Consider the following 25,301-nt stretch of genomic DNA (forward strand, 5'->3'; position numbering starts at 1 on the left):
CTTTTGGGGGCTTACCCAACCTGCAAAAAGTGGATCAAATCGCCTGCCGTGTGGAACACCTCGCTGCCAATCTGGAAGCGTTCCATATTCCAGATGGTTTGCGTCCAGGCGGAATCCCTACCTTGTCCATTCTGTGTTCCAACGATGCGTAAACCGCTATTGCCCAAAGCGGTCACCGTCATGGTCTGCAAATCGAGAAAATCCAGGATCACCAGATCATTCCCTGTGCCGCCGTCCAGCGTTCCCTGGCCGATGCCGACTTGGAATGTATCGTCCCCACTGCCGCCAGAAATCAGCGCATCCTGGATGGCAAACGTCGTTCCTGAAATTGTGATCAGGTCATTTCCGTCGCCACCACTGACGCTGCTATTCACAGTGCCATACGCTGTATGACTGTAGAACCCATCACGACTGTAAGGGGTTGGGATACTAGAAACCCCTCCAGAGATTCTGATAACATCATTGCCATCGCCGCCCTCGACGTGCCCGTCCTGCACACCATAGGCAACGCTTTGGCTACCGGGCACTTCCCGAGCGGTCGTTGCCGCAGAAATGATGGCAGAAATGATGATTGTGTCATTGCCGCGATCGCCTAAAACATTTGCCCTATAGACTCCGTAGGCGATCGCCGTCTGACTCTCGCTAGGCAAGTCAACGACAGACTGTGCCCTAGCCTCGATCTGCAATATATCGTCACCATTCCCCCCGCTCAGACTACTATGGGAAATGCCATAACTAGCAGCTTGGACTCCGCTTGTGCCTCGCCCTAGATAAGAATTTGTGCTTGTCCCACTGACAATTGCGACCAAATCGTCGCCATCACCCCCTGCAACTGATGAATGGTCGATGCCATAGGCCAAAGCCTTTGCTCCTCCATAGGCAAATGCAGAAGTGTGCACGTTGATGCGAATCGTGTCGTTGCCTTGATCGCCGCGCACGTCGCTGCGCTGAACCCCATAGCCAGCACCAATCGCGACACCAAATCGCTGCGAACTCGCAATGGTTGTAGCATTGAGAATAATTTCATCATCGTCCTCGCCGCCAGAAATTGTGCTGCTGCTTACGCCATAGCTTTCAGGTTGGTTACCAATCACTTGGCCAACTGCGTAGGCAGAAACCATAATGCGATCGCCCCCATTGCCCCCCTCGACAAGGCTGCGATCCACACCGTAGCTTTTGCTCGTTCCTGAAAAGTAATCTCTAGACAGGCTGTTGGCCGCAAGATCGAGCGTGTCGTTTCCGTCGCCCATCTGCACAGCGCTATCTACAAGCCCGTAGGTCAGTGTATTCGCAAACCCTGTACCTTCGCCCGTTGCCGTGATGGTGACGATATCATTGCCGCCATGAGTGGCGATCGCCCCCTGCTTCACCCCATATCCTGCACCCGTCGTTTGGGAACCCGACCCGCGTCCGATTGCTGTAATGTTGATTCGGTCGTCGCCTGTGCCCACGGTAATGGAGCCACTCAGCAGACCGTAGCCGCTGGCAGGGTGGAAAAACCATCGGTCACCCGTTTCGGCCAGACCGCTGATGGAAATGGTGTGGTTGCCATTGCCGCCATCAAGGGTTGTATTTGATAGCCCAATTCCCGTACTACCGGAGGAAGGAATGCGCGCTGTGATCAAACTCCGGGCGGTAATGGTGAATGTGTCGTCGCCATCGCCCCCGTGCAGCGAGCTAAAGCGTATCCCATAGGCTGTTGAAAAAATGCCGTTAGCCGTTGCGGCAACCTCCAGGCGATCGCCCCCTGCGCCAAGTATGATCTCGCTATTCAGCACACCCGTTGCAGCAGGATTGCCCGCCAAGTTCGTAATCGACACCTGTGCTGTTACCGTGTCGCTACCCTCAAATGTTTCGATGCGAGCGCGGGCGATCGCCGTCCCAAGGGTTTCGGTTTCACCCGGATCAACCACCTCCAGCGCAACATTCGCCGCAAACACATCGTCGAACGCCGTTCCCAGTAGCAGCCCTGTAAGCTGACCCATAACAGCACCTCAGACAAAAGTAAGAATAAGTAATCCGAGATTGTGCAATCTGGCATGAACGAAGTTCTGTGATCCGCACAACAGAACCCACCAGAGCACACACTCACCTATATTCTTTCCCAAACTGCTATTTTGGCTACAAAATTTTTGTATTTCTTTATCAGACTGTGTTTTACGGCACAAATCAAACAACAACTCAAGCAGATCTGGATAATTTACTAATCCATCTCTATCTGCATCACTTACATTCACACCTTACCTTCACACAGGTCTTGAGAAGAGTATCGTAGCTACCGTCAACCATCAGCGTTTCTACATGTCAATGAGTTCTGAAGAAATGAGTTCTGAAGATTAGAAACACTGATGAGTTGGGCAGGAGACACAGCCAGCCCAAAAAGCCGCGATCTCTCGGAGCAAACGACTGCTCTAAGCTCATGCATGGCTCCAGTACGAGGCATGTTGCCACTAGAGAGCATATAAATCCAGGCGTTGAGTCTAGATTTAGATAAGTCCACAAAACGCTTGAAAAAGGTTAACTGGAAAAAAGCTTGGTTTAAAGCAGCGAAACCCCGCATTGCTGCGAGGTTTCATCCAATCGGAGCGGCGGGATTCGAACCCACGACCCCTACTACCCCAAAGTAGTGCGCTACCAAGCTGCGCTACGCCCCGATATTGCTGTAGGGTATGCGCGAAATGCGCTTAACAAATATAGCACAGTAAGTGGGCATGATGGCAAAGGTCTGGCTAACCAAAATTTGCGAGCAACCTGAGTGCAGCGATGACCAGTCCCTAAAAATAGCCGCAGATCGGGTGAATCCGTCTCCTGCGGAACAGCGGTATGATCAAAACTCTGGGAAAGCAGGACGACCCTCTCATCCCCCGGCCTTCTTGACCTTGATGCAACAACCTGAAACAACCTTGGGAGCGTGCGTGTGACTCAAACAAACTGGGATCTTTTAGTAGAAACCGATCCGCTAGTGGCAGGCCTGATTCAAAAAGAGCTAAAGCGCCAGCAAGACCATCTAGAGCTAATCGCCAGCGAAAACTTCACTTCAGCGGCAGTGCTGGCGGCGCAGGGGTCTGTATTGACGAATAAGTATGCGGAAGGGCTGCCGGGCAAGCGCTATTACGGCGGGTGCGAGTTTGTGGACGAAGTGGAGCAACTGGCAATCGACCGAGCCAAGCAGCTTTTTGGCGCAGCCCATGCCAACGTGCAGCCGCACTCCGGCGCACAGGCAAATATGGCGGTGTTTCTGACGCTGCTGGAACCGGGCGACACGTTTATGGGTATGGATCTGTCTCACGGCGGCCACCTGACCCACGGTTCGCCGGTGAACGTGTCGGGCAAGTGGTTTAAGGCGTGTCACTATGGCGTGAACCGCGACACCGAGCAGCTTGATTTTGACGAAATCCGGGAGGTGGCGCTGCACCACCGTCCCAAGCTGATTATTTGCGGCTATTCGGCCTATCCCCGCGTGATCGATTTTGAGAAATTCCGGGCGATCGCCGATGAGGTTGGAGCCTACCTGCTGGCCGATATCGCCCACATCGCCGGCCTCGTCGCCACGGGCCACCACCCCAGCCCCATTCCCCACTGCGATGTCGTCACCACTACAACGCACAAAACCTTGCGCGGGCCTCGCGGCGGCCTCATTCTCACCCGCGATGCCGAACTGGGCAAGAAGCTGGACAAGTCTGTTTTTCCGGGAACCCAGGGTGGGCCGCTGGAACATGTCATCGCGGGCAAAGCCGTGGCCTTTGGCGAAGCGCTCCAGCCCAGCTTCAGCACCTATTCGGGGCAGGTGATTCAAAACGCCAAGGCAATGGCCGCCCAACTCCAGGCACGGGGACTGAAGCTGGTGTCGAACGGCACGGACAACCACCTGATGCTAGTCGATCTGCGCTCGATTGGTATGACGGGTAAAGTGGCCGACCAACTGGTGAGCGGTGTCCGCATTACCGCCAACAAAAACACCGTCCCCTTCGACCCCGAATCGCCCTTCGTCACCAGCGGTTTGCGGCTGGGTTCCCCCGCCATGACCACTCGCGGCATGGGCACGGCAGAATTCACCGAGATTGCCAATATTATCAGCGATCGCCTCTTAAACCCAGAGGACGAAAGCGTAGCCCAAACCTGCCGCGATCGCATCGCTGCTTTGTGCAGTTGCTTCCCGCTTTACCCGCATCTCAGTGCCCCAGTGCCTGCGCTGGTGTAAACCCATTCATGAAATACACGGCCGATTAACCCTAAATCGAAGCTTAACGCCCAATCAAGAAGGAGGTGAGTTATGATACTTGCCTCTTTTTTTAATACTCATTTTTAAGGTTTGATATTTGCGTGATTCACCAGATCATTCGTAGACATTCGGCAATTCATCGGGCGTATTTGATTGTATTGAGCATCACAGTATTCAGCATCACAATCCTAATGGAGGGTATGCCGCCTTGATTTTATATTTTTTAAGGTGAATTGTATCCAAAGCTTGCTGCATCGCCTCAACAGCTAATTCCTCAGCTAGGTCAAGAGATATTAACAATTACTTGTTTCGGTCAGACTCAGGTGGTATCTTGTGGGCGGAAATTCATAGGTTGCCACGTCTTCATCTATTGCTATTTCTCGATAGACATCTTTATTTATCCCAGGTTTTTATCTAGCGATCTGTCTCATTTCATCAGCCTGGGTTTGCGAGTGGCGATCGCAAGATTTGGCACTAACTTGAAACTAAGTTTAGGGCACCTCGATCAATTGCTTTATTGAGAATTTTAGAAGCCTGAAATCCTCGTTTTCTTGTAGCCATTCTCAAGAGGAACTGAATTTTTCGAGGTGCCCTTTAATTGCAGGTATTGTAAAAAAGTGCATCTAGCCAGCTTTAGAAAAGCTACTAGGTCTACGTTAAGTTGTGAATAGAAAGCATATGGGTTCCCGATTTCGATACTCGGCTATCTTAGGAATCATTTTCCTTATTCTGATTGGTCTAGCAACGCAGGTAGGCTGGGCGCAGAGCCAACCTGCTATGAACTTTCCAAATCCGGGCATCAATCGCGTTGTGTTTCAAAATGTGCGGGTGTTTGATGGCACGTCTCCCCGGCTGTCGGGCCCGACTAATGTATTAGTCATTGACAACAAGATTGAGCGTATTTCCACTTCGCCAATTCCGGTTCCTGCCGATCTCCGTACCCTCCTGATCAACGGGGAAGGCAAAGTGCTGATGCCAGGATTGATCGATGCCCATGCTCACCTGTTTCTGGAAGGGGTTGCGGGTCAGGCGGCTCTGTTCGAGGCGGGGGCTGGGGGAGATGCCTTGGTTCAGCGGGTGTTTCGGGCTGCGGCTGAGAGTTCTACTCAGATGCTGATGAACGGGTTCACGAGTGCGCGGGACATGGCGGGGCCGGTGTTTGATCTGAAAAAGGCGATCGATCAGGGTCAACTCGCGGGGCCGCGACTCTGGCCGTCGGGCGCGATGATTTCTCAAACGTCGGGTCATGGGGACTTTCGCACGCTGGATGAACTGCCCCGAACGCCGACTTCGGAACTGAGTCTGGCTGAGAAATATGGCGTGGGGGCGATCGCCGATGGTGTGCCCGAAGTCCTTCGGGCAACCCGTGAGCAGCTAATGCGGGGAGCCACTCAAATCAAGCTGGCGGCAGGTGGCGGTGTGGCTTCGGTCTATGACCCCCTCGATGTATCCCAATACACCGAGGATGAATTTCGCGCTGCCGTGGATGCGGCCGCAGATTGGAACACCTACGTCACGGTTCATGCCTACACGCCAAGAGCAATTCAGACTGCGATTCGAGCTGGGGTGAAGTGTATTGAACATGGTCAGTTGATGGATGAGCCAACGGCCAGACTGATGGCCGAAAAGGGAGTCTGGCTGAGTATGCAGCCCTTTCTAGATGACGAAGATGCCAACCCCTATCCCGAAGGCAGTGACAGCCGCAGGAAGCAGTTGCAAGTAGCACAGGGTACTGATATCGCCTATGGGCTAGCCAAGAAATACAACATCAAAACTGCTTGGGGAACCGACATCCTGTATGACCCTGAAAAAACGGCTCGACGGGGCAGGCTGCTGTCAAAAATGGTGCGCTGGTATACGCCCGCGGAAGTGCTGAAGATGGCAACGCACGACAATGCCGAACTGCTGGCGATGGCCGGGCCGCGCAATCCCTATCCAGGCAAGCTCGGTGTGGTCGAGGAGGGCGCTCTGGCAGATTTGCTGCTGGTGAATGGCGACCCTCTGGAAAACATTCGGCTGATTGATAATCCTGCTGAAAACTTCCTGGTGATTATGAAAGACGGCAAGATTTACAAGAATCTGCTGAGCTAATGGGGATTCTCTGGCTCATCCATCTGGCTTCTGGGAGGACAGATGGATGAGATTGCATTGCGCTCCGGTTCTCGCATCCAATCTGCAACCCGTGGTTTCGTCCAATTGTCGAAATTGTCGAATTCTAAGCTTGTTGCCCACTGCTTTGCTGATATTTTGCTGAAATGTTTTGCTGAAGTTTTAGGTCTGTTGAGCTAGTTTTACGAAACTTCGGTTTTGACAAACTCGCTTCACTGAACTTTAGTTTCACTTAACTTTGTGCTATACATTTTGCATTTCAATTTGCCATTTCTCAGAGTTTTTATCATGCTTCGCCAATCTGCATTTTCCCAAGGTTATTTTTCTCAGCATTTTTCCCAAACCGTGGGGCTGGAGGAGTGTCGGTCATCCAAGAGGCGCATGAGGGCGATCGCCCAGACGCTCTCTATTGCAGCGTCGGTGGCAGCGGTCGGATGGGTCGCCCCAGCCTACGCCACAGAACCGCGTCCATCCGCCCCCGAATCGGCTGAATCCATCCACCGGGATACTCCAGAAAGTTCAGCACTGGCGGTGGTTTCTGATGCTGCCTTGGGAGAGTTGCGCGAAGCCTCTAAGTTTTCATCCATCACACTGCATCCCGATTCCATCCCCGCTGCCACCCCTCAGCCCGAACCTGTAACCATTGCAGACCTTCAAATCCAGCAGATCCAGAGGGACACCCCTGCACAGCCGTCATTGCTCGAACCGCAGCCACGACCCACTGCACAGTTGCTCCTGGATGAATTGCCCGTCGAAGAACCCATTGTTGATGAATCCTCCCTGGATGAATCGTCCCTGGCGCAGACCTCGCTTGATCCGCTGGATGAGCCATCTGAGCCTGCGCTGGAGCCTGTTGATTTGCCGGAACTGGAACCGGCCGATTTGCCCGAAGGCGAGTTTTCTTCTGAATCTGCACCCTTTGATCCGGAGGGGCAGTTGGCTGGTTCCGCAGAGTCCGGAGGGGCGAGGTCGGGTAGCCGCTGGCAGGTTACCGTAGAGCCGTATTTCTTTATCCCGCTGGATGTGAGGGCAGACATTGCAGCCGTGGGGCGATCGACTACAATTCGGGCGGATTTGGACGACTTTTTGAATCTTGATCGCGCCTTCGATGGCGGCCTGCGGGTTGATGCCCAGAACGGTCGATTTGGGATTTTGCTCGACGGCTTCTATCTGTCGCTGGCCCAGAGTGGCACGCTGCCCGTCACGTTCCCCGCAGGAAGCCTCCTGCGCTTTGGCATTCCCTTTGAGGTAGAGGGTAGGGCCGATGCCAGTGCTTCTCTGCGCCAGGGCAAGATTGATTTGGCCGCATACTACCGCGTGGTTAACCAATCCCTGCGGCGATCGCCCACCCCCACCAACCCATTCCCTTTTCTGGTCGTCGATCCCATTCTAGGACTCCGCACCAATATTTCGAGACAGGAGATCGAAGTAGACGAGGTGCGGATCGGCCCCAACACCATCCCAATCAATCGAGAATTCAGTTCCTCCCGAACCACCCTTGAGCCGCTGGTTGGGCTGCGAGTGGGGCTACAGCTTTCGCCACGCTGGAGCCTGGGACTGGAAAGCAGCGTGTCTGGGTTCAACATCAACGCCGAACGCGACACCACTTTTAATTTTCAGGCTGGCGTGGGCTATAGCTTTTCTCGCTCCGTCACTCTGCGGGTAGCCTACGTTTACAATGGCTACGAATTTCGCGATGGCAGCGGCCTCAGACGCAGCGAAATCGACCTGGATCAGCACGGACTAGGACTGCGGCTATCTATTCGCTTCTAGGGTTCTGTTCTGGAGTTCTGTTCTGGGGTTCTGAGCCAGGGCAGCGCCGGACTATCGGGCGGCAGAACCTCCAGCCGGAAGGTAGCCCTGCTCAGTCAAAAATGCTTCGAGGGCGGCAGGAAAGTCGGGATACCGATAGACAACCTGCCCGTCTTTGTAGATTTCTAGTCCCCAATCTGAGGTGCGATCATAGTTGGCCAGCATGAACGCCCAGCCCTGCTCGTATTCGCCCAGCAGAATCATCTGCGCCACGTAGCCTGCTAGAATGCCGTTGACTTCGTTGGTGTCTGCTTGAACGGTCAGTACGGCTTCGCGCATCTGGTTGGCGATCGCCCTCAGTTCTTCTGGATACTGCCGGGTCACGTCTACAAACTGTCCGTCTTGCAGCGCCCAAATTTGAGATGGCGGAAATGAGCCAGCGTAGCTGCTAAAGGCATAGAGAAAGGCATTGTCAAACGCGACAAACTCCAGTCGTCCGTCGCCATCTAGATCTCGAAAACTGCCGCCTTCGCCATCGCGGAAACCTGTTTCTGTGGTCTGGAAGCGATTGCCCTGCCAGCGGTGAATGGTGTGGTTAGTGCAGCAGTGCGCCCCACCAGAATAGGTGCGGATGATCACTTCAGCCGTGCCGTCTGCATCTAGGTCTTGCAACCTTACTCCACCGTAGGCTGTGCTTTCCTGGGTTTGTTCTAGCTGGGGCTGCCCGTTATACAGCAGCGTATACTGGACTTCGCCGCTCCAGGCTTCGGCATCCTGACGATAGCGAAAGCGCACCTGCACCGGCCCTTCACGCAGTTCTTTCGGCTGATCTAGCGCGTCGTTCAGTTCTACCTCAGTCGCCTCGGTTGTCGTGGCCGCTACGTTGCTGACTGGCTCGCCTGCGAGTACATTCGGGGTTCCAACCCTAGTCGCCTCAATCGCCGTTTCAGCGCAACTGCTCAGGCATAGCGCGATCGCCACAGAGAGCGATCGCCGCCAAACATTCGGCCCGTGGCTCAACCCGCAATTGACAAATTGGCTGGGCAAATCGCTGGGCAAATCGCTGGGCAAATCGCTGGGCGAATCACTCGGCGAATCACTGGGCAAATCACTTGATAGTCGCTGCCATTTTCCTGCACTTCGGCTCATCCCGCCCTCCAGAAGAAACAGACCCCGCATCAGAGTCCTCCAATAAGATTCCCTCTAGATCAGCGTACTAACGGTTCTCTTCAAGATCCGGGTGCTTCCGTCTTCCAGCTTTAGGGCCTTCAAACTTTTAAAGTTCAAACCTTTTTCAAACCCTTTGAAAGTACAAATACACGATTTATTTACCCATCGCCACTAGCGCGACTGGCCTGCTTCCTGAATCTCCGCACCCACTCGCGCAATCAAAGGAACACTCCCAAACAGCGCCAGCGTTCCACCCACTGTCGCCACGCACAAAAACAGACCCAGTAACCGACTTGCCATCGCCTCAGAGATCCTCAGCTTCATAAGCGCTCCTTTTCTAAGTTTGCACCGTTGCACCTGTATATACCTGTATATATCTGTACGCAATGTGCAGCTTTGCCGATCCCCCCTCACCCTTTTCTGGTATGCCGCAGGCTTTGAGCCATCTCCCAGAGCGGGAGAGGACTTCAAGCCTCTCTTGCTCCTCTTCTCCCGACTTGGGAGAGGGTTGGGGGATGAGGGCAGTTTGCAAGCTGCACATTGCGTTGTCTGTAGTTGTCTGTATCAGTCAGACCTGCTCCGGTCACACCTGCTCCGGTCATTTCCGCTTAATTCGCATCTGTCCTAAGTTGGATCTGTGTTCAATGCGCGTTCACGCAAGAGACATCCTTGGATTCAGTAGCAGTTTCAATATTTACATTTCTTAACAAAGTGCAGCATAGTCCATTTGGCGGAATCTGGCAAAATCGCCAGCCATGTCAGCCGATGGATGCATAGCCCGTTTACCTTGCCCTCAACAGCACGCTCACCCGACCTGCTTTTACCTACGAACTCATTCCAAAAAAGGATTTAGTTTTTGGCGTTTCATGCCATGCTTTCTTCAGCATTGTAATCGGCACTATCCGCCGTCTTGACCCATCTCGGCTTATGCCAGGTTCTCACTCCGATATCGACCTCGCCGCGTTTATTGATCAGGCGCTGCTCAGCCCAGTGGCCACGTCTGAGCAAGTCGCCGAGTGTTGCGAAGCCGCTGACCGCTTTAATTTCGCAGCGGTGTGCGTGTTTCCAGTCCATGTCCGGCAGGCGGTGTCTCTGCTGCACCACAAATCGCCCCAGGTTTGCGCCGTGATTGGCTTTCCGACAGGTGCTTCCACCTCAACCACCAAGCTGTATGAAGCTCAGGAAGCCACCGAAAATGGCGCAACCGAACTGGACGTGGTGATTAATCTGGGCTGGCTGCGGGAAGGCAAAACCGACGCGCTGCACCGGGAACTGGCAGAAATTTGCGAGGCAACGGGGCAACCGGTCAAGGCAATTCTGGAATTGGGACTGCTGACTCCGGCAGAAAAGCGGCTGGCGGCAGAAATCTGTATGGACGCAGGCGCAGCCTATTTGAAAACCAGCACGGGCTGGAATGGGGGCGCAACGGTCGCCGATGTGCGCCTGCTGAAGGAGATTGTGCGCGATCGCATTGGCATTAAAGCCTCCGGCGGCATCCGCACGGCTGAGCAAGCCCTTGACCTGATCCGGGCAGGAGCCACCCGCATCGGCACCTCTCGCGGCCCAGAACTCGTCCAGCAGTTTGATACCCTGGATCAAGGGGGTTGAGGGAGACCCGTTGGGGAATGGAGTAACGGAATGCCGAAGCTTTCACGCCCCTATGCCCCCATTACCTCGCTGCCCCGTTACTCTATTTCTCTCCCTATGAGCGGCACCTACAAGACCGTTGGAATCAATCTCAAAGGAATGCCGATGGGCGAGAGCGATCGCCTTTTGACGGTGCTGACTCGCGAACATGGGCTGATTCGGGTCGTAGCTCCCGGATCGCGCAAACACGAATCCAGCCTGCGGGGACGCAGCGGACTGTTTGTGGTGAATCAACTGCTGATTGCCAAGGGCCGGACTCTAGACAAGATTATTCAGGCAGAGGGAGTCGAGTCTTTCACGGGGCTGAGCCAGGATTTGCGAAAACTCACTGCGGGGCAATATCTAGCAGAACTGGCGCTATGTCAGGCCCTCAGCAATCAGCCCCAGGATGAGCTGTTTACTCAGCTCAGTGAATCCCTCCGCCGCATCGAGCAGTTGCCCGCCAGCGCTACGCTGCCCTGCCTAGTGCAGGCAACCTATCAACTGCTAAAACTGGCGGGCGTTGCACCGCAGGTTCATGACTGTTGCGTGACCCAGCAGCCGATTGCGCCTCCTAGTGGGATGAGTCCTGAAGCGAGGGGTGAATGGCGGGCGGGATTTCACGCAGCAGCCGGCGGGGTGGTGTGCTGGGAGGTGCTGTCTCGAATGGAGCCTGGGGAGATTCTCTCTGAAAATCCACAGGATTCGCAAAATCCGCATGACCCCGCCCTAGCATCGACGACCGCTGTGCTTGAGAATAGAGAGAGCCTGAATGCTGCTGTTCGATCCAAGCCAAAGCCCATTAAGAAGGTCAAGGCATCCAGCAATTCTATGACTCCCGCAGCAAAAAGCCCTGCTACGCTGGCAGAACCGGAAGGACGATATGCGATCGCCCGCTCCCGGCCTCAATCCACCGCCGGGTCTCGCTTGGGCACGCCCATCTCAGCCGCCGAGCTTGCAGTTTTACAGCGCCTTGGCGACTCGGCGTTGATTGCAATGTGGCTCCAGGCAGATAGGTCGCCAGCGGTCGCTTCTCCGTGGGATAGTCATCCCCCTCATGAAGTCTGGATGCGGGTGGAACGACTGCTGCGCCATTACGCCCAGTACCATTTTGACCGTCCGATTCAGTCAGCCGCCCTAATCGAGACCTGCTTCGCGGCTGTTTCGCCCCTGTCCTGTTCTCCTACGCAAGATGCAACGGATTGATCCCGACCTGGTTCCCCTGCGGATGATCACTTCTGATGAAGAAGGCGATCGCCCCCAACCGCCCACCCCTGCTGAGCGGCACAGTTCCGACCGCTATCGAGGCCAGGTCGGACAGTGGGAATCCCCCACATCAGATGATCCGTCACCCCTCCAGAACGCGGCGAAAAACGGCAAGTTGCCGGAGAACGGCAAGTCTTCTCAAAATGGCAAGGCGGCGGACACCCCCGATTTAGCCGTGCCTGAACCCTCGGCTGCATCTCTGCTAGAAACCAGCCCAGAACCCAGCGGCCACCAGACCGACGAACCTGCCAACCCAGACGCTGCCACTATCCACGCGGGAAAATCTACAGGAGACGACTCTCAGGACTCCGACACGCTAGACTCGGAGCGCGGCTTTTTGCCCGTGCTGCGGAACCGCAACTTTTTGGCGCTGTGGAGTGGGCAGGTGTTTTCCCAGCTTGCCGATAAGGTCTACCTGGTGCTAATGATCATGCTCATCACCAGCCGCTTTCAGTCCGCGGGGCAAACGGTGAGCGGCTGGGTGTCGTCGGTGATGGTGGCGTTCACCATTCCGGCGGTGCTGTTTGGCTCGGTAGCTGGCGTGTTTGTCGATCATTGGTCCAAAAAGGCCGTACTGGTGGCGACGAACCTGCTGCGGGGTGGGCTGGTGCTGGTGCTGCCGCCGCTGTTGTGGATTTCTCAGGGCTGGTCGCCGCTGGCGGGCATTCCGGTTGGCTTTTTGGTGCTGCTGAGCGTAACGTTTCTGGTGTCCACGCTGACGCAATTTTTCGCCCCGGCAGAGCAGGCGGCGATTCCCATGCTGGTAGAGCGCAAGCATTTGCTGTCTGCCAATTCGCTCTATACCACGACGATGATGGCCTCGGTGATCGTGGGGTTTGCCGTAGGGGAACCACTGCTGGCGCTGGCCGATGGGGCGATCGCCCACGTTGCGGCCCAGTTTGGGCTAACCCTGAACATCGGCAAGGAACTCATTGTTGGTCTGAGCTACGCCCTGGCAGGAATACTGCTGCTGCTGATCCAGCCCCACGAAACCATCGACCAGTCCAAAGACGACCTACCCCCCGTCTGGGAAAACATCCGCGACGGGCTGCGCTATCTCAAACAGCAAAGGCGAGTGCGGGCGGCGCTGATCCAGCTCATTGTGCTGTTCTCCATCTTTGCGGCACTGGCAGTGCTGGCGGTGCGACTGGCGGAGGTGATGCCCGCCATCAAGTCATCGCAGTTTGGCTTCTTGCTGGCAGCGGGTGGGGTCGGCATGGCGCTGGGCGCGGTGACTCTGGGGCATTTGGGCACGCGCCTGCGGAGACATCGCCTCAGCCTCTATGGGGCGCTGGGCATGGGTGCAGCATTGGCGGCCTTGTCCTTCTTTACCCAACAGTTGGTGCCGACACTGCTGTTGCTTGTGCTGTTTGGCGCTTGCGCGGCGATCGTGGCCATTCCGCTGCAAACCGTCATTCAAGAAGAAACGCCAGAAGAGATGCGAGGCAAAGTGTTTGGGTTGCAAAACAATGCAGTGAACATCGCCCTCAGTCTGCCGCTGGCGCTGGCGGGTGTGGCAGAGACGCTGCTGGGTCTGCGGGTGGTGTTTCTGGGGCTGGCGGCTGTGGCGATCGCCGCTGGTGTCCTCACTCGGTCCATCAGCGCTTCTGATCCTGCCACCGTATCGCAAACGATTAAATGATGATTAAATTCTTGTATTCATACCCAACTTTTCTCAATTATTCTTTCGATAAGTTGAATGCATATTGCTTGGCTCGGTAAGAAATCTCCCTTCTGTGGCAATGTCACCTATGGGCGCGAAGTCACCAACGCGCTCCTGGAGAGGGGGCATCAGGTTAGCTTTCTCCACTTTGCCCAGGAGGAATTCCCTCCAGAATCTCAGGCAGAGCCTCCGGAGGAAATCCAGGAAGAACTTCAAGAAGTCTCTATTCCTTGTCTCTACAAGTCACAGATTTATACCATTCCCTCGCCCAAGTCGAGCAAAGTGCTGACCCAAGCGCTCCAGCGGCTCAAGCCTGACCTAGTTCATGCGTCGCTAACGCTCTCGCCGCTGGATTTCGTGCTGCCAGAAATTTGCGAAGAGCTAAACCTACCGCTAGTCTCCACATTTCACCCACCCTTTGACCGCAAGCGCCGCAACCTGACATCGGGCACCCAGCACTTGATGTATCAGCTCTACGCGCCATTTCTGGCCCACTACCACCAGGTCATCATTTTCTCTGAAATTCAGCGCGAATTGCTGGTGCGGCTGGGAGTTCCGGATAACCGTTTGGCGGTGATTCCCAACGGTGTAGACGTGGAGAAATATTCACCCGGCCCGTCGAACATCAAAGCAGAACTGGATGCCCGTCGCCTGTTTGTTTATCAGGGACGCATTGCAACCGAAAAGAACGTAGAAGCGCTGCTCAAGGCCTGGAAACAATCGGAAATGCCCCCCGGCAGCAAACTGGCGATCGTGGGCAACGGGCCGCTTGCGCCGACGCTGCGCCCGTTTTATGGTGAAGACTTAGGCATTGTATGGCTGGGCTTTGTTGCCGATGAGCAGCGGCGCATTGAAATCCTGCGGGGAGCCGATGTGTTCATTCTGCCTTCTCTAGTGGAAGGTCTGTCGCTGTCGCTGCTGGAGGCAATGGCCTGCGGGGTGGCCTGTATGGCAACGGATGCTGGGGCCGACGGCGAAGTGCTGGAGGCAGGCGCGGGCATCGTCCTCAGCACTCAGCGCGTACTGTCTCAGTTGCAAACGCTGCTACCGCTGTTTGGCGATCATCCCGAAATGACACTGCTGCTGGGGCAAAAGGCCCGCCAGCGCGTGCTAGACCGCTACACCCTCAGCCGCAACATCAGCCGACTCGAAGATCTGTATCGACAGGTGCTAGCCCAGCATCGAACTCAGCTGATCTCGTCGCCCCCATCGATTCAGCGAAACTGGTATGGCCACTAGACGTCCACTTTTCTGATGCGTCCTCTCGCTTTCTTGCGTCAGGGTAGCTTTAATTATCTGTGTTATGATGGGAAAGCGCAATTTAGGCCTGGGGTGGTTGCTGCTGCGGCTGGTGTGCAACAGATTGTCTAAAAAGAGATAAGAAAATATATTAGAGTGCCTCTGCGCTTTGGCTTTTTCTGTCTCTCTTTACAGTCTAGTGTGAAGCACTTTGACGCGGATAGGCAGGTCGTCCGCCCTTCAGGTGCGCGTTTTTCTCCATCTATTCCCCGTTCAGGCAAGGAGTGTGATCGTGGCAGAGAAAAAAGAGGAAACGGCTCAGGATGTCGCCAAGTCTACGGAGACGAAGCCTGCCAAGGGGGCTGACTCAAAGGCGATCGCCGAAAAATCAGGGTTTAACGTTTCTGAGTTCCTCAAAGGAACCAAAGAAGAATTAGATAAAGTCGTCTGGCCGAGCCGTCAGCAGTTGGTCAGTGAATCGCTTGCCGTCATCCTGATGGTGACCCTCTCCGCTACGATCATTTATCTATTTGATAACTTCTTCATCTGGGCTGCCGGAAAGGTGTTCTAAGGGGGTTCTGAATCATGCTTGCATCGGATGAGTCAGACAATCTGCTGTCTGTTGAGGAAGAAGCCGCCAATCCCGAGCATTACGAAGATGAGTCGTCACCTCGTGGAACGCCCCGTTGGTATGCCGTCCAGGTTGCCTCAGGCTGTGAAAACCGGGTCAAGATGAACTTGGAGCAGCGAATCGAGACGCTCGATGTGGCCGATCGCATTCTCCAAATCGAGATTCCCCAAACGCCAATCCTAAAGCCGCAAAAGGGCAACAAGCCCAAGGAGGCCGCAGAAAAAGTGTTTCCGGGATATGTCCTGATCCGAATGGTGATGGACGACGAAGCATGGCAGGTCGTGAAAAACACGCCCAACGTCATTAACTTCGTTGGCGCTGAGCAAAAGCGCCGCTATGGACGGGGGCGGGGACATGTCAAGCCAATGCCACTCGGACATTCAGAAGTCGAACGGATCTTCAAGCGTGCCCAAGAGCAAAAGCCAGTTGTCAAAATTGACATGGCCGCTGGAGACAAGATTATGGTCTTGTCAGGGCCGTTTAAGGATTTTGAAGGCGAAGTGATTGAGGTCAGCCCAGAGCGCAGCAAGCTCAAGGCACTGCTCTCAATCTTCGGGCGAGATACCCCGGTCGAGTTGGAATTTAACCAGGTTCAAAAGCAGAGTTAGTGAGGCAATGGCAAAAAAGGTAGTCGCGATTATTAAGCTGGCAATCGACGCAGGTAAAGCAAACCCTGCACCGCCGATTGGGCCTGCGCTGGGTCAGCACGGGGTCAATATTATGATGTTCTGCAAGGAATATAACGCCAGAACGGCTGACCAGGTTGGCATGGTGATTCCAGTAGAAATCTCGGTGTTTGAAGACCGCAGTTTTACATTTGTGCTGAAAACGCCTCCGGCATCCAAGCTGATTGCCAAGGCAGCGAAGATCGACCGGGGATCGGGTGAGCCGAATAAGAAAAAGGTGGGTTCGATTACTCGCGCACAACTGCGGGAAATCGCCCAGACCAAGCTTCCTGACCTGAACGCAAATGATATCGAGGCGGCGATGAGGATTGTGGAAGGTACCGCCCGCAACATGGGCGTGACGGTTGCTGACTAAAGTTTGAGATTGGGTTTGATTGGTTTAGCTTGTTCATTGATTCGGGGGAGGGCGATCGCCCGTTAGCACCCCAAGGAGATTCTCAAAATGGTGAAAAAGGTATCGAAACGCTTGCGCGAACTGCAAGCCAAGGTTGAAGATCGCCCCTACGCACCGCTAGAGGCACTGGCCCTGCTCAAGGAAACCGCGACGGCGAAGTTCCCGGAATCTGCCGAAGCCCACATCCGCCTAGGGATTGACCCCAAATACACGGATCAGCAGCTCCGAACCACGGTGGCGCTGCCCAAGGGAACGGGTCAGGTTGTGCGGGTCGCGGTCATTGCTCGCGGCGAAAAGGTGACAGAAGCCACGAATGCGGGCGCAGATCTGGCGGGGTCTGAGGAGCTAATTGACGAAATCCAGAAGGGCATGATGGATTTTGACGTGTTGATTGCCACGCCAGACGTGATGCCGCAGGTGGCAAAGCTGGGTCGTCAGCTTGGGCCTCGCGGTCTGATGCCCTCTCCCAAAGGCGGCACGGTGACCTTTGATCTGGCTCAAGCCATTGACGAATTTAAGGCAGGTAAGCTAGAGTTTCGGGCTGACAAGTCAGGCATCGTTCACGTGATGTTTGGCAAAGCCAGCTTTTCGCCTGAAGACCTGCTGATCAACCTGAAGGCGCTGCAAGAAACCATCGACCGCAACCGTCCTTCGGGCGCGAAGGGTCGCTACTGGCAAACGATGTACGTCGCTTCCACAATGGGGCCTTCGATTGAAGTAGACATTGCGGCACTGCGCGACATGAAGACGAGTGACGCAGCCTGAGCGCTGAGTCTTCATCTAATGAGCCGTTTGTTTAGGTTTGTTCCAATCCAAGGAGCGTAGACGCAGACTCAAAATTGACCGTTTTACAACTGAATCCTGATGGCCAGAGACAGCAGGGGCAAATGGCTTAATCATCCTGCCGAGGTCAAGTGTTGATGTTGGGTTAGAACTCGCCAAATGGTGGAGTATCTAACTCTATCTGGACTTGCCCTGGCGATCGCCGGGGCTTTTTCTTTTTATTTCATGTTCAGGATTCAGCGCAACCAAGTTTGGTGATTCACACCCAACGCTAAGGAGGTGAGACAGAGATGGGTAGAACACTAGAGGACAAAAAAGAGATTGTGGCAGAACTCAAAGAGAGTTTGAGCCAGTCTCAAATGGCCGTAGTGATTGACTACAAGGGGCTAACCGTTGCCGAAATCACCGATTTGCGGCGGCGGCTGCGTCCTTCGGGAACAGAGTGCAAAGTAACCAAGAACACGCTCATGCGGATTGCCGTGCAGGGCGACGAAACTTGGGAACCGATGACGGCTCTGTGCAAAGAGTCTTCGGCCTTTTTGCTAATCAAAGAGGACGTAGGTGGCGCGATCAAGGCCTATCAGGAGTTCCAGAAGGTCTCCAAAAAGACCGTGCTGCGTGGCGGCGTAATGGAAGGGCGTGCCCTGACCGAAGACGACGTGAAGGCCATCGGCGATCTGCCGTCGAAGGAACAACTGATGGGCCAAATCGCAGGCGCAATCAACGCGGTGGCGACCAAGGTGGCCGTGGGCATCAAGGAAGTGCCGTCTTCGCTGGCTCGCGTGACGCAGGCGATCGCCGACAAAGACAAGGACGCTGCCTAGCAAAATGTGTGGCCCGGTTAGGGCGATCGCGCTTTTGCCACTGGCTCAACATTGGCTCGTATCGTTTCGTGTTTTGAAAACTCAACTCGTAGAGGAAAACTATGTCTACTGCAACCGATGAAATTTTGGAAAAGCTCAAGTCGCTGACCCTGCTGGAAGCGGCTGAACTGGTAAAGCAAATCGAAGAAGCCTTCGGCGTGACGGCTGCGGCTCCTGTTGGCGGCATGATGATGATGGCTCCAGGCGCAGGTGGCGGTGCGGCTGCGGCTGAGGAAGTCGAAGAAAAGACCGAATTCGACGTGATTCTCGAAGAAGTGCCCGCCGACAAGAAGATCGCCGTGCTGAAGATCGTCCGCGAACTGACGGGTCTGGGACTGAAGGAAGCCAAGGAAGTAGTGGAATCCACGCCCAAGGCTGTACGCGAAGGGGTGCCCAAGGAAGCCGCCGAAGAAGCCAAGAAGAAACTGGAAGAAGCGGGTGGCAAGGTCGCTATCAAGTAGGTTTCAGGCGTCAGGAGTTGGGTTTAGGACTAAAAACCATCCCATTCAGGGCTTTCCAGGCTCCTTAGCCTAACGCTTCCTTTACCCGTAGGGAGTGCTTCGTAAGAGGGGGTTGTCTCAGATTGGAGGCGACCTCTTCTTTTTTGCTATTGTTACTTTTTGCTATTGTTAAGAGCCAGAGGACACCGAAAGCGCGATTGATGAAAACCCTGAGTCTATTTGAAGAAGAGCGGATGACGCTGCCGAAGAGTATTGAACTATCGGCAGCGTCTTTGCGCCACTACGGTTCCCTTTACAAGCACTGGGCGATCGCCTTCTCTGGTGGCAAAGATTCCTCCGCAACCGTCACCCTGGTTGCCCACCTAATCGAAACAGGGCAAATTCCCAAACCTGAGAGCTTAACCGTCCTGTATGCCGATACCCGCCAAGAGCTACCGCCGCTACACTTGGCGGCGATGGGCATTCTCAAGGAACTGGAGCGGCGAGGGTTTCACACTCGCGTCGTTTTGCCAGATCTGGACTACCGCTATTTCGTCTACATGCTGGGTCGGGGCGTGCCGCCGCCATCCAATACCTTCCGCTGGTGTACGCCCAAGCTCAAGGTGATGAGCATGGAGCGGGAGCTAGGGGCGCTGCGACAGGCACGGGGCGAAAAGTTCCTGATGATGACGGGGGTGCGGATTGGCGAAAGCGCCGCCCGTGACCAGCGGATTGCCGTTAGCTGCACGAAGGATGGTGGAGAGTGCGGACAGGGCTGGTTTCAGCAAAGTACGTCAGAGGCGATCGCCGACGTGTTAGCCCCCATCGTCCACTGGCGCGTCTGCCATGTGTGGGACTGGTTGGTGAAAGCGGATGTTGAGTTGGGATTTCCCACCTTTGAGATCGCTAAGGTCTATGGTCAGGACGTGAGCGACGGCGAGGAACCCATAAACGCTCGCACGGGCTGTATTGGCTGCCCGTTGGTGCAAAAAGACGCTGCCCTTGACCGCGTGGTGGCCCAGCCAGAATGGGCTTATCTTGCACCCCTGCAACGGCTCCGCCCCCTATATTGGGAAATCAAAAAGCCCCAATATCGCCACCGCAAAAACGGCGAGGTGAACAAAGACGGAAGGCTGGCAGCCAAGCAAAATCGGCTGGGGCCACTGACGCTAGAGGCGCGGCGCTGGATGTTAGCGCAGGTGCTTGGCATTCAGGCCGAGGTGAACCAGGTCGCAGAACGACTGGGGCGATCGCCCATTAGCCTCATCAACGATGAAGAACTGGCACGGATTGAAGAACTGATCGCAGCGGGCACATACCCTGAAAAGTGGGACGGCACAGAACCCCACGGCGATGAGTGGCTACCGGAAATCTTTCCCGACGGCAGTATGCAGCCCCTCCTGTTTGATCGGCTTTAGAACAAATGAGGCGGCGATCGCCCGTTAACTGAGTGCAATCGTGACGCGCAACCCCCAGGACTTTCCTACCAATAGAATGCAGGTCTTTACGCCTGAGGCACTGCTGCAACGGCTTTCTCAATCAAGGAATCAATCGCTTTGATGGAGGGGTCACCAGCCAGGTAGCCAATGCCCCGGTGCAAGTGTAGGCGCAACTGGGTGGCAAGGGTTTCCTGATCGGAAAGCAGGCCATCGGCATGGCAGCGCTGCTTGAGCGCCAGGAGCAGCAGATCAGCCATGTCGCCGCCAAAGGTCTGCCACGACATTTCCACATTACTATCAGCAGGGATGGGCACGGGGGAGGGGGGAGACGGTTCGGCCAGCGAACGGCACAGGGCCCAGCGGCAGAGAATGTTCCACTGGTCGATTTTGGTGCTGCGCTTGAGCTTGATGAGTTGGTCTTTGGCGGCTTGGGAAAGCTTGATGCGATCGACAGGTGGTTCCATCAGGGTGAAGCGAGGCTAACCTACCAGAAGTAACTTGATTCTACTGTGGTTTGCTGGGTGGCAGGGTCGTAGTGTAGCAGGTATTCGCGGGCGATCGCCCCTTGCTGGCGAAGAGCGGTGGCTTCTTCCTGACGAATTTCGGTGTCGGTGGACAACAAGATGACTTGGTGGCTGGCCTGGGGAAAGTAGCGCTCGACGAGGTTTTGGCGGTGGGCCGCATCGAGGCGACCGAGGGGTGTATCGATGGCGACGGGCAAGGGACGACGACTGGCCCGGGCCAGACCCCAAAGGAGGGCGATCGCCAAAAGCTGCTTTTCTCCGGCGGAGAGACGATGCTTGGGCAAGGGGGTCTCCGCTGGTGTCGAATAGTGCGAGCCGAAAGGTGTCGGCTTTATCTATGGCCAAAAAACCGCCGAATGGCGACTGCAATCACTTCTTTAGAGTTTTGAAGCGCAATTAGGCGGCTCCACTCGCTCCCCCGCACGTATTTGAGTTGGTGCAGGTCGTTGATGGCGCGTTTGACGGCGCAGCGGGAGCCTGTGAGGGTGATTCTGACAGGTTCGTCGTCGGCTGAGTGGTCGGTCGAGCCAGCAGGCGGCTGATGGGGAGGGTTGGAAGCATTGCTGTCGATAAAGCTCATACACTGACCTTTGGATAACTATTGACCGATTGTAGTCTAAATGGACTACAGACTTTTGAACAGTATACTCCTCTGTAGTCCACTTGGACTCAGATTCTTTACGAGTTCCTCATCCTTTGACAGGATGAGGGCATGGGAAAAGCGGGAAATGCTCTAAAAACGGCCCTTGAAACTTATGGCATTAGCCAGACCCAACTGGCTAAGACACTAGGCATTGGCCGCTCAAACGTGTATCGATGGGTCAATGGCGTAAGAGATCCCAATTCGGAAACGTTGGTTTTAATTGTTAAGGCTCTCTCCGAACTGAATCCAGAGGCGGCTTCTTTGTTTAAGAGACTCTATATGGACGAGTCGCCACTACAAGACTAGTGTTATTGATTGGCAAGCCTCAATAGTATGGGTGCATGGGAAAGGCTGGACAAGCACTTAAGCAGGTGCTAGAAACTTACAACATTAGCCAATACAGCCTGTCGGTTGAAATGAATGTGGAGCGCAACAACATTTACCGATGGGTCAATGAGAAGCGTGATCCAACCGCAGAAACCGTAATTGAAATTGTGCGGGCACTGAAAACACTCAATCCAGAAGCAGCAAAGGCATTCGCGAAGCTGTATCTGATGGATGAGGTAGACTAGGAAACTTTCCAAAAAGAGCGATGCCATTGCAGCGCTTCGACTCTGGGCTGATGTTGCTCTGGGAGCAAGATTGGCTCTTGATGGAAGTCTTTGAGCGATCGCAATCCTGGGGGTGATTCTTCTTCAAATCGGTCTGAACAAACAATCACCCGATAATTATCATCAATGCTAAACCAGCCGCGATCGAAGGCCCAATGATGGTTCTTACAAAGCGATAGACCATTATCAAACCTGTCATCTCGAAACTCGGCAAACGGTTTAATGTGTGCTCCATCCACAATAGTTTGATTGTTAGAGCTGACGATTTTCAATCGACATAAGGCACATTGATGTTGATAGAGACGGACTACACTCCGCCGGAAGGCAGTATCCCTAACATAGGCTCTCTCTTCATCTTTCAAATCTGAAATATCATAGACTGCGCCACCTTTCTCAAAGAGTCGAAGCTGAATATCTTCCAACTCGTCTCTTCCTTGAATGCCCTCAAATTGCTGAGCCTCTTTTGGAAAGTAAGTCTGAATCAATACTTCACTAAATCTTAGTCGATTGGCTGGTTCTTGAAGGTATTCAAATAATTCCTTATCTAAATAAGCATATTTGACGACCTCTCTCAGAGCAGTCAAACCTCTAATTTTTACCTTCCTAGCAATAGTTGCTTCAAATCCCGGATTTGCCATTAGATGCCAGAATTTGTCTCCTTTTAGATGAAAGAAAGGGAGAGAAATATCGGAGTGATATTTGGGATCTTTTACCAAGCTTCCCCAATATTTAAGAAATGCTGCCACCAACTCTGGAGACAAGTAGATCTGATTATGCTGAATTTGTCCACGATCAATCAACTCAAGGACCTGGTTTCCCTAAAAATCTAGGCTAACGCTGAGTGACTTCACTTAGTGCCTCTCGCAGTACTTCATCACTTACACCATGTCGCTTCAAGCTAGCAATGAGAGCAGAAACTGTATCCCCCTCTAGACGCTCCAAGTCAGCACGAAGCCCCTGTCCAATGTAAGCACGTACCAAAGGCTGATACCCAGAGAAACCAAGCAACGGGGCAACTCGCTTCAAATCCTCAATCACATCTTCAGGCATCCGAATTGTAATCGTCGTCATGGGGCGATTTCTATCCAGCCGTTTCCTTAATGCCTCAACTTTCATAGTATTTACGTTCCTTGCGGGTCGCTTTACGAGCTGAAATGATCCGAATGATGTCATTTTCACGCTCAATGTAGACGACGTACAAAAGATTCCATCGCCTATCTAAGCCAATGACAGCATCTCGCGCTTCATCATTGCGACTTGCATCAACGACCACAAGCAATGGGTCGAAGAAGACTTCTGCGGCTTGCTGAAACGTAACACCATCATGGTTGATCGGGTTGATCCTGGCTTTTTCGTCATTCCAAACGAAAGTAACGCCATTGAGCACAAAATACACATCCATACCTGTAGTGTAGGCAGAGTGTATTTACATTGTCAATACGTTTGCGCTGTAAGCACATTGATCCAAGAGCTTTCCGCGCCCAACCAAAGCGACTTCAGAACCGTCCTACGGAAAATGAGAAGCAGCCCAACCTCTAAAATGATTTGCACCTGCCTGTAGCTCGTTTCGCAGCAGCAAAGCAGAGCCAGCACAAAGGGTGACGCAGGCAGGTGCCAGATCCATCGCCTTGTTCAGCTAATTATTTTGCCAAGCGATATGCTGCTTCAAGCGCCATAGATACTGCTGCTCGCATTTCTTCATTGTTCACAATATCTGCACCGTAGCAGAAGTGTTGAATCCAGATAGAAAACTTTACATTTTAGCTTACAAGAGTCATACGAGTGTTTCGGGCAGCAGATCGTAGCTCCAATGAACCATTGAGCAGCGACGGCTCAGTTCCAGTTGTAAATACCGAAACTTGTCGAGCAATTCACTGCCATAGAATGCTGGAATTTCGATTAACAATAAGATTAAATACGTGATGAGCACCATATAAATCTGAATACTGAGAGTGTCAATTTTTTTGTGTAAGGCTTAGAACTGAGGAAAGCGATCGGGGAACTCAATGGCAAAACGCATGAGTGCTGCTTTCCAATCGCGGATCGGCATCGTCCACTTTTTGGCAATATTGTTAAGCGCCAAGTAGAGCAGCTTGTAGACCGATTCCTCATTGGGGAAGCATCCCTTTGTCTTGAGCACCTTACGCAACGAGCGATTGAGCGACTCGATTGCATTGGTGGTGTAAATCACTTTGCGAATGTCTGGTGGATAGTCAAAGAAGGGGATGATGTTGTTCCAGTGACGCAACCAGATCTGGGAAATCGTGGGATAGAGCCTGTCCCACTTATCAGCGAAGTTTTCTAGTGCGGTCTCAGCCTCCTCTACCGTGGCCGCTTGATAAATCGGCTTGAGGTCGGCAATGACTTCGGCTTGGCTGCCCCAGGGCACATAGCGCAAAGAGTTGCGAATCAGATGCACGATACACAACTGCACTCGTGTTTTGGGAAAGACCGCTGCAATCGCATCGGGGAAGCCTTTGAGTCCATCTACACAGGCGATGAAAATGTCTTCTACGCCGCGATTCTTGAGGTCGGTCAGCACTTTGAGCCAAAACTTTGCCCCTTCATTGGCAGACATCCATAGCCCTAGGACTTCCTTAATCCCGTCAAGCGTTACACCTAAGACAACGTAAACGGCATGATTGCTCACCCGCCCGTCTTCTCGCACATGAACGTGAATGGCATCGAGGTAAACAATCGGATACAGCTTAGCCAGCGGGCGGTTCTGCCACTGACGCACCTCGTCACTGACCGCATCGGTGACTTGGCTAATCAACGTGGGAGAAACCTCCACCCCATAGAGTTCCTCCAGTTGCGCTTGAATATCTCGAGTGCTCAAGCCTCGGGCATACATTGCCATGATTTTGTCATCCAGCCCACTCAAGCGTCGCTCTCCTTTGGGCACCAAAATCGGCTCAAAGGTGCTGTTACGGTCGCGGGGAATCGAGAGTGCCAATTCTCCACAGTCTGCTTTGACGGTTTTAGAGGAGTACCCGTTACGACTATTGCGACGCTTGCTGGAACTGGTTTCTTCAGGAGGCGGAGCTTGGACTTCGGTTTCCAGTGATGGCTCAATTCTGCTTGCAGTGCTCGTTCCACCAGTCGTTTGGTCAGTTGTTTGAGCAGTCCTTGTTCTCCCAGGATTTGCTCGGGGGTGGAGTAATCGGCAAGCAGCTCATCCAGCAGGTGGTCTACTTTATCTTGGGGGCGACGACGGCGAGGCATGGGCGGTCTCCTGAT

General features: G+C 53.9%; 26 protein-coding genes, 1 tRNA gene, 1 pseudogene and 1 other annotated feature. Of the genes and pseudogenes, 16 read left to right on the forward strand and 12 right to left on the reverse strand.

The genetic code is table 11. The features are described from left to right. Positions 1-11: 11 nt before the first annotated feature. Together O77CONTIG1_RS05725 and O77CONTIG1_RS05730 are read right to left on the reverse strand one after the other, a co-directional pair. The gene (locus tag O77CONTIG1_RS05725; protein WP_068508805.1) at positions 12-1,985 is read right to left on the reverse strand and encodes a hypothetical protein; all 1,974 of its coding nucleotides are present in this window, start codon (positions 1,983-1,985) and stop codon (positions 12-14) included. Between the two features lie 595 nt (positions 1,986-2,580). Beyond that, a tRNA-Pro gene (locus O77CONTIG1_RS05730) sits at positions 2,581-2,654 on the reverse strand. A gap of 263 nt (positions 2,655-2,917) precedes the next feature. Here O77CONTIG1_RS05730 and glyA point away from each other — a divergent pair. From glyA to O77CONTIG1_RS05745, 3 genes are all read left to right on the forward strand, one after another. Then, entirely contained in the window at positions 2,918-4,201 is a 1,284-nt protein-coding gene (gene glyA, locus O77CONTIG1_RS05735) for a serine hydroxymethyltransferase (protein WP_068508806.1), read from the forward strand. Positions 4,202-4,999: 798 nt separating this feature from the next. Continuing rightward, on the forward strand, positions 5,000-6,313 hold the full coding sequence (locus tag O77CONTIG1_RS05740; protein ID WP_225894695.1) for a metal-dependent hydrolase family protein: 1,314 nt from the start codon (positions 5,000-5,002) through the stop codon (positions 6,311-6,313). A 306-nt stretch (positions 6,314-6,619) separates the two neighbouring features. Then, positions 6,620-8,104, forward strand: a complete 1,485-nt coding sequence (locus tag O77CONTIG1_RS05745) for a hypothetical protein (protein ID WP_068508808.1) — start codon at positions 6,620-6,622, stop codon at positions 8,102-8,104. Between the two features lie 51 nt (positions 8,105-8,155). Here O77CONTIG1_RS05745 and O77CONTIG1_RS05750 read toward each other — a convergent pair whose 3' ends face one another. Next, complete coding sequence (locus O77CONTIG1_RS05750; RefSeq protein WP_068508810.1) at positions 8,156-9,232, reverse strand: FG-GAP repeat domain-containing protein; 1,077 nt, start codon at positions 9,230-9,232, stop codon at positions 8,156-8,158. A gap of 192 nt (positions 9,233-9,424) precedes the next feature. Continuing rightward, complete coding sequence (locus tag O77CONTIG1_RS26690) at positions 9,425-9,553, reverse strand: hypothetical protein (protein WP_277772197.1); 129 nt, start codon at positions 9,551-9,553, stop codon at positions 9,425-9,427. A gap of 627 nt (positions 9,554-10,180) precedes the next feature. On the opposite strand from O77CONTIG1_RS26690, the gene deoC reads away from it, so the two are divergent. The 11 genes from deoC (at position 10,181) to O77CONTIG1_RS05805 (ending at position 20,262) form a co-directional block, all read left to right on the forward strand. After that, complete coding sequence (gene deoC, locus O77CONTIG1_RS05755; RefSeq protein ID WP_068508812.1) at positions 10,181-10,861, forward strand: deoxyribose-phosphate aldolase; 681 nt, start codon at positions 10,181-10,183, stop codon at positions 10,859-10,861. A gap of 30 nt (positions 10,862-10,891) precedes the next feature. Next, positions 10,892-12,085 (forward strand): DNA repair protein RecO, encoded by a 1,194-nt coding sequence (gene recO, locus O77CONTIG1_RS26000; RefSeq protein WP_286132561.1) that lies wholly within the window; start codon positions 10,892-10,894, stop codon positions 12,083-12,085. Beyond that, a complete protein-coding gene (locus O77CONTIG1_RS05765) occupies positions 12,072-13,787 on the forward strand; it encodes an MFS transporter (protein WP_068508815.1) in 1,716 nt (571 codons plus the stop codon). The genes recO and O77CONTIG1_RS05765 overlap by 14 nt, the downstream gene beginning before the upstream one ends. A gap of 57 nt (positions 13,788-13,844) precedes the next feature. Beyond that, the gene (locus O77CONTIG1_RS05770) at positions 13,845-15,047 is read left to right on the forward strand and encodes a glycosyltransferase family 4 protein (RefSeq protein WP_068508817.1); all 1,203 of its coding nucleotides are present in this window, start codon (positions 13,845-13,847) and stop codon (positions 15,045-15,047) included. Between the two features lie 376 nt (positions 15,048-15,423). After that, on the forward strand, positions 15,424-15,618 hold the full coding sequence (gene secE / locus O77CONTIG1_RS05775; protein WP_068516086.1) for a preprotein translocase subunit SecE: 195 nt from the start codon (positions 15,424-15,426) through the stop codon (positions 15,616-15,618). A gap of 14 nt (positions 15,619-15,632) precedes the next feature. Continuing rightward, the gene (gene nusG / locus O77CONTIG1_RS05780) at positions 15,633-16,286 is read left to right on the forward strand and encodes a transcription termination/antitermination protein NusG (protein ID WP_068508818.1); all 654 of its coding nucleotides are present in this window, start codon (positions 15,633-15,635) and stop codon (positions 16,284-16,286) included. 7 nt (positions 16,287-16,293) lie between these two features. After that, positions 16,294-16,719 (forward strand): 50S ribosomal protein L11, encoded by a 426-nt coding sequence (gene rplK / locus O77CONTIG1_RS05785; protein ID WP_068508820.1) that lies wholly within the window; start codon positions 16,294-16,296, stop codon positions 16,717-16,719. Positions 16,720-16,806: 87 nt separating this feature from the next. Then, complete coding sequence (gene rplA, locus O77CONTIG1_RS05790; protein ID WP_068508822.1) at positions 16,807-17,523, forward strand: 50S ribosomal protein L1; 717 nt, start codon at positions 16,807-16,809, stop codon at positions 17,521-17,523. 85 nt (positions 17,524-17,608) lie between these two features. Continuing rightward, positions 17,609-17,765, forward strand: a sequence feature (ribosomal protein L10 leader region). 66 nt (positions 17,766-17,831) lie between these two features. Further along, positions 17,832-18,365 carry a 50S ribosomal protein L10 gene (gene rplJ, locus O77CONTIG1_RS05795; RefSeq protein WP_068508823.1) on the forward strand — a complete coding sequence of 178 codons (534 nt, stop codon included), beginning with the start codon at positions 17,832-17,834 and terminating at the stop codon, positions 18,363-18,365. Positions 18,366-18,466: 101 nt separating this feature from the next. Then, on the forward strand, positions 18,467-18,865 hold the full coding sequence (rplL, locus tag O77CONTIG1_RS05800; protein WP_068508824.1) for a 50S ribosomal protein L7/L12: 399 nt from the start codon (positions 18,467-18,469) through the stop codon (positions 18,863-18,865). A 200-nt stretch (positions 18,866-19,065) separates the two neighbouring features. Beyond that, the gene (locus O77CONTIG1_RS05805) at positions 19,066-20,262 is read left to right on the forward strand and encodes a phosphoadenosine phosphosulfate reductase family protein (protein WP_068516089.1); all 1,197 of its coding nucleotides are present in this window, start codon (positions 19,066-19,068) and stop codon (positions 20,260-20,262) included. An 86-nt stretch (positions 20,263-20,348) separates the two neighbouring features. Here the strand turns inward: O77CONTIG1_RS05805 and dndE are convergent, their stop codons facing one another. The 3 genes from dndE to O77CONTIG1_RS05820 are packed head-to-tail and all read right to left on the reverse strand — an operon-like array spanning position 20,349 to position 21,387. Continuing rightward, complete coding sequence (gene dndE, locus O77CONTIG1_RS05810; protein ID WP_068508828.1) at positions 20,349-20,747, reverse strand: DNA sulfur modification protein DndE; 399 nt, start codon at positions 20,745-20,747, stop codon at positions 20,349-20,351. A gap of 20 nt (positions 20,748-20,767) precedes the next feature. Then, complete coding sequence (locus O77CONTIG1_RS05815; protein ID WP_068508829.1) at positions 20,768-21,091, reverse strand: hypothetical protein; 324 nt, start codon at positions 21,089-21,091, stop codon at positions 20,768-20,770. A gap of 47 nt (positions 21,092-21,138) precedes the next feature. After that, on the reverse strand, positions 21,139-21,387 hold the full coding sequence (locus O77CONTIG1_RS05820; protein WP_068508831.1) for a hypothetical protein: 249 nt from the start codon (positions 21,385-21,387) through the stop codon (positions 21,139-21,141). Between the two features lie 132 nt (positions 21,388-21,519). Here O77CONTIG1_RS05820 and O77CONTIG1_RS05825 point away from each other — a divergent pair, with 132 nt between their 5' ends. Both O77CONTIG1_RS05825 and O77CONTIG1_RS05830 read left to right on the forward strand, forming a co-directional pair. Then, a complete protein-coding gene (locus O77CONTIG1_RS05825) occupies positions 21,520-21,756 on the forward strand; it encodes a helix-turn-helix domain-containing protein (RefSeq protein WP_068508833.1) in 237 nt (78 codons plus the stop codon). Between the two features lie 35 nt (positions 21,757-21,791). Next, positions 21,792-22,022 (forward strand): helix-turn-helix domain-containing protein, encoded by a 231-nt coding sequence (locus O77CONTIG1_RS05830; protein ID WP_058882655.1) that lies wholly within the window; start codon positions 21,792-21,794, stop codon positions 22,020-22,022. Here O77CONTIG1_RS05830 and O77CONTIG1_RS05835 read toward each other — a convergent pair. The 5 genes and pseudogenes from O77CONTIG1_RS05835 to O77CONTIG1_RS05850 form a co-directional block, all read right to left on the reverse strand. Beyond that, positions 22,019-22,861, reverse strand: coding sequence for an HNH endonuclease (locus O77CONTIG1_RS05835; protein ID WP_156434960.1), 843 nt, complete (start codon positions 22,859-22,861; stop codon positions 22,019-22,021). The genes O77CONTIG1_RS05830 and O77CONTIG1_RS05835 overlap by 4 nt on opposite strands. Positions 22,862-22,892: 31 nt before the next feature. Beyond that, the gene (locus O77CONTIG1_RS05840) at positions 22,893-23,177 is read right to left on the reverse strand and encodes a hypothetical protein (RefSeq protein WP_068508836.1); all 285 of its coding nucleotides are present in this window, start codon (positions 23,175-23,177) and stop codon (positions 22,893-22,895) included. Beyond that, entirely contained in the window at positions 23,167-23,463 is a 297-nt protein-coding gene (locus tag O77CONTIG1_RS05845; protein WP_068508838.1) for a BrnT family toxin, read from the reverse strand. The genes O77CONTIG1_RS05840 and O77CONTIG1_RS05845 overlap by 11 nt, the downstream gene beginning before the upstream one ends. 372 nt (positions 23,464-23,835) lie before the next feature. After that, a complete protein-coding gene (locus O77CONTIG1_RS24205) occupies positions 23,836-23,994 on the reverse strand; it encodes a hypothetical protein (protein ID WP_156434961.1) in 159 nt (52 codons plus the stop codon). Positions 23,995-24,036: 42 nt separating this feature from the next. Beyond that, positions 24,037-25,286 (reverse strand): annotated as a pseudogene (locus O77CONTIG1_RS05850) (IS256 family transposase). Between the last annotated feature and the right edge of the window lie 15 nt (positions 25,287-25,301).

Origin of the sequence: Leptolyngbya sp. O-77 (genome assembly GCF_001548395.1) — a bacterium.
GTDB lineage: Bacteria > Cyanobacteriota > Cyanobacteriia > Elainellales > Elainellaceae > Thermoleptolyngbya.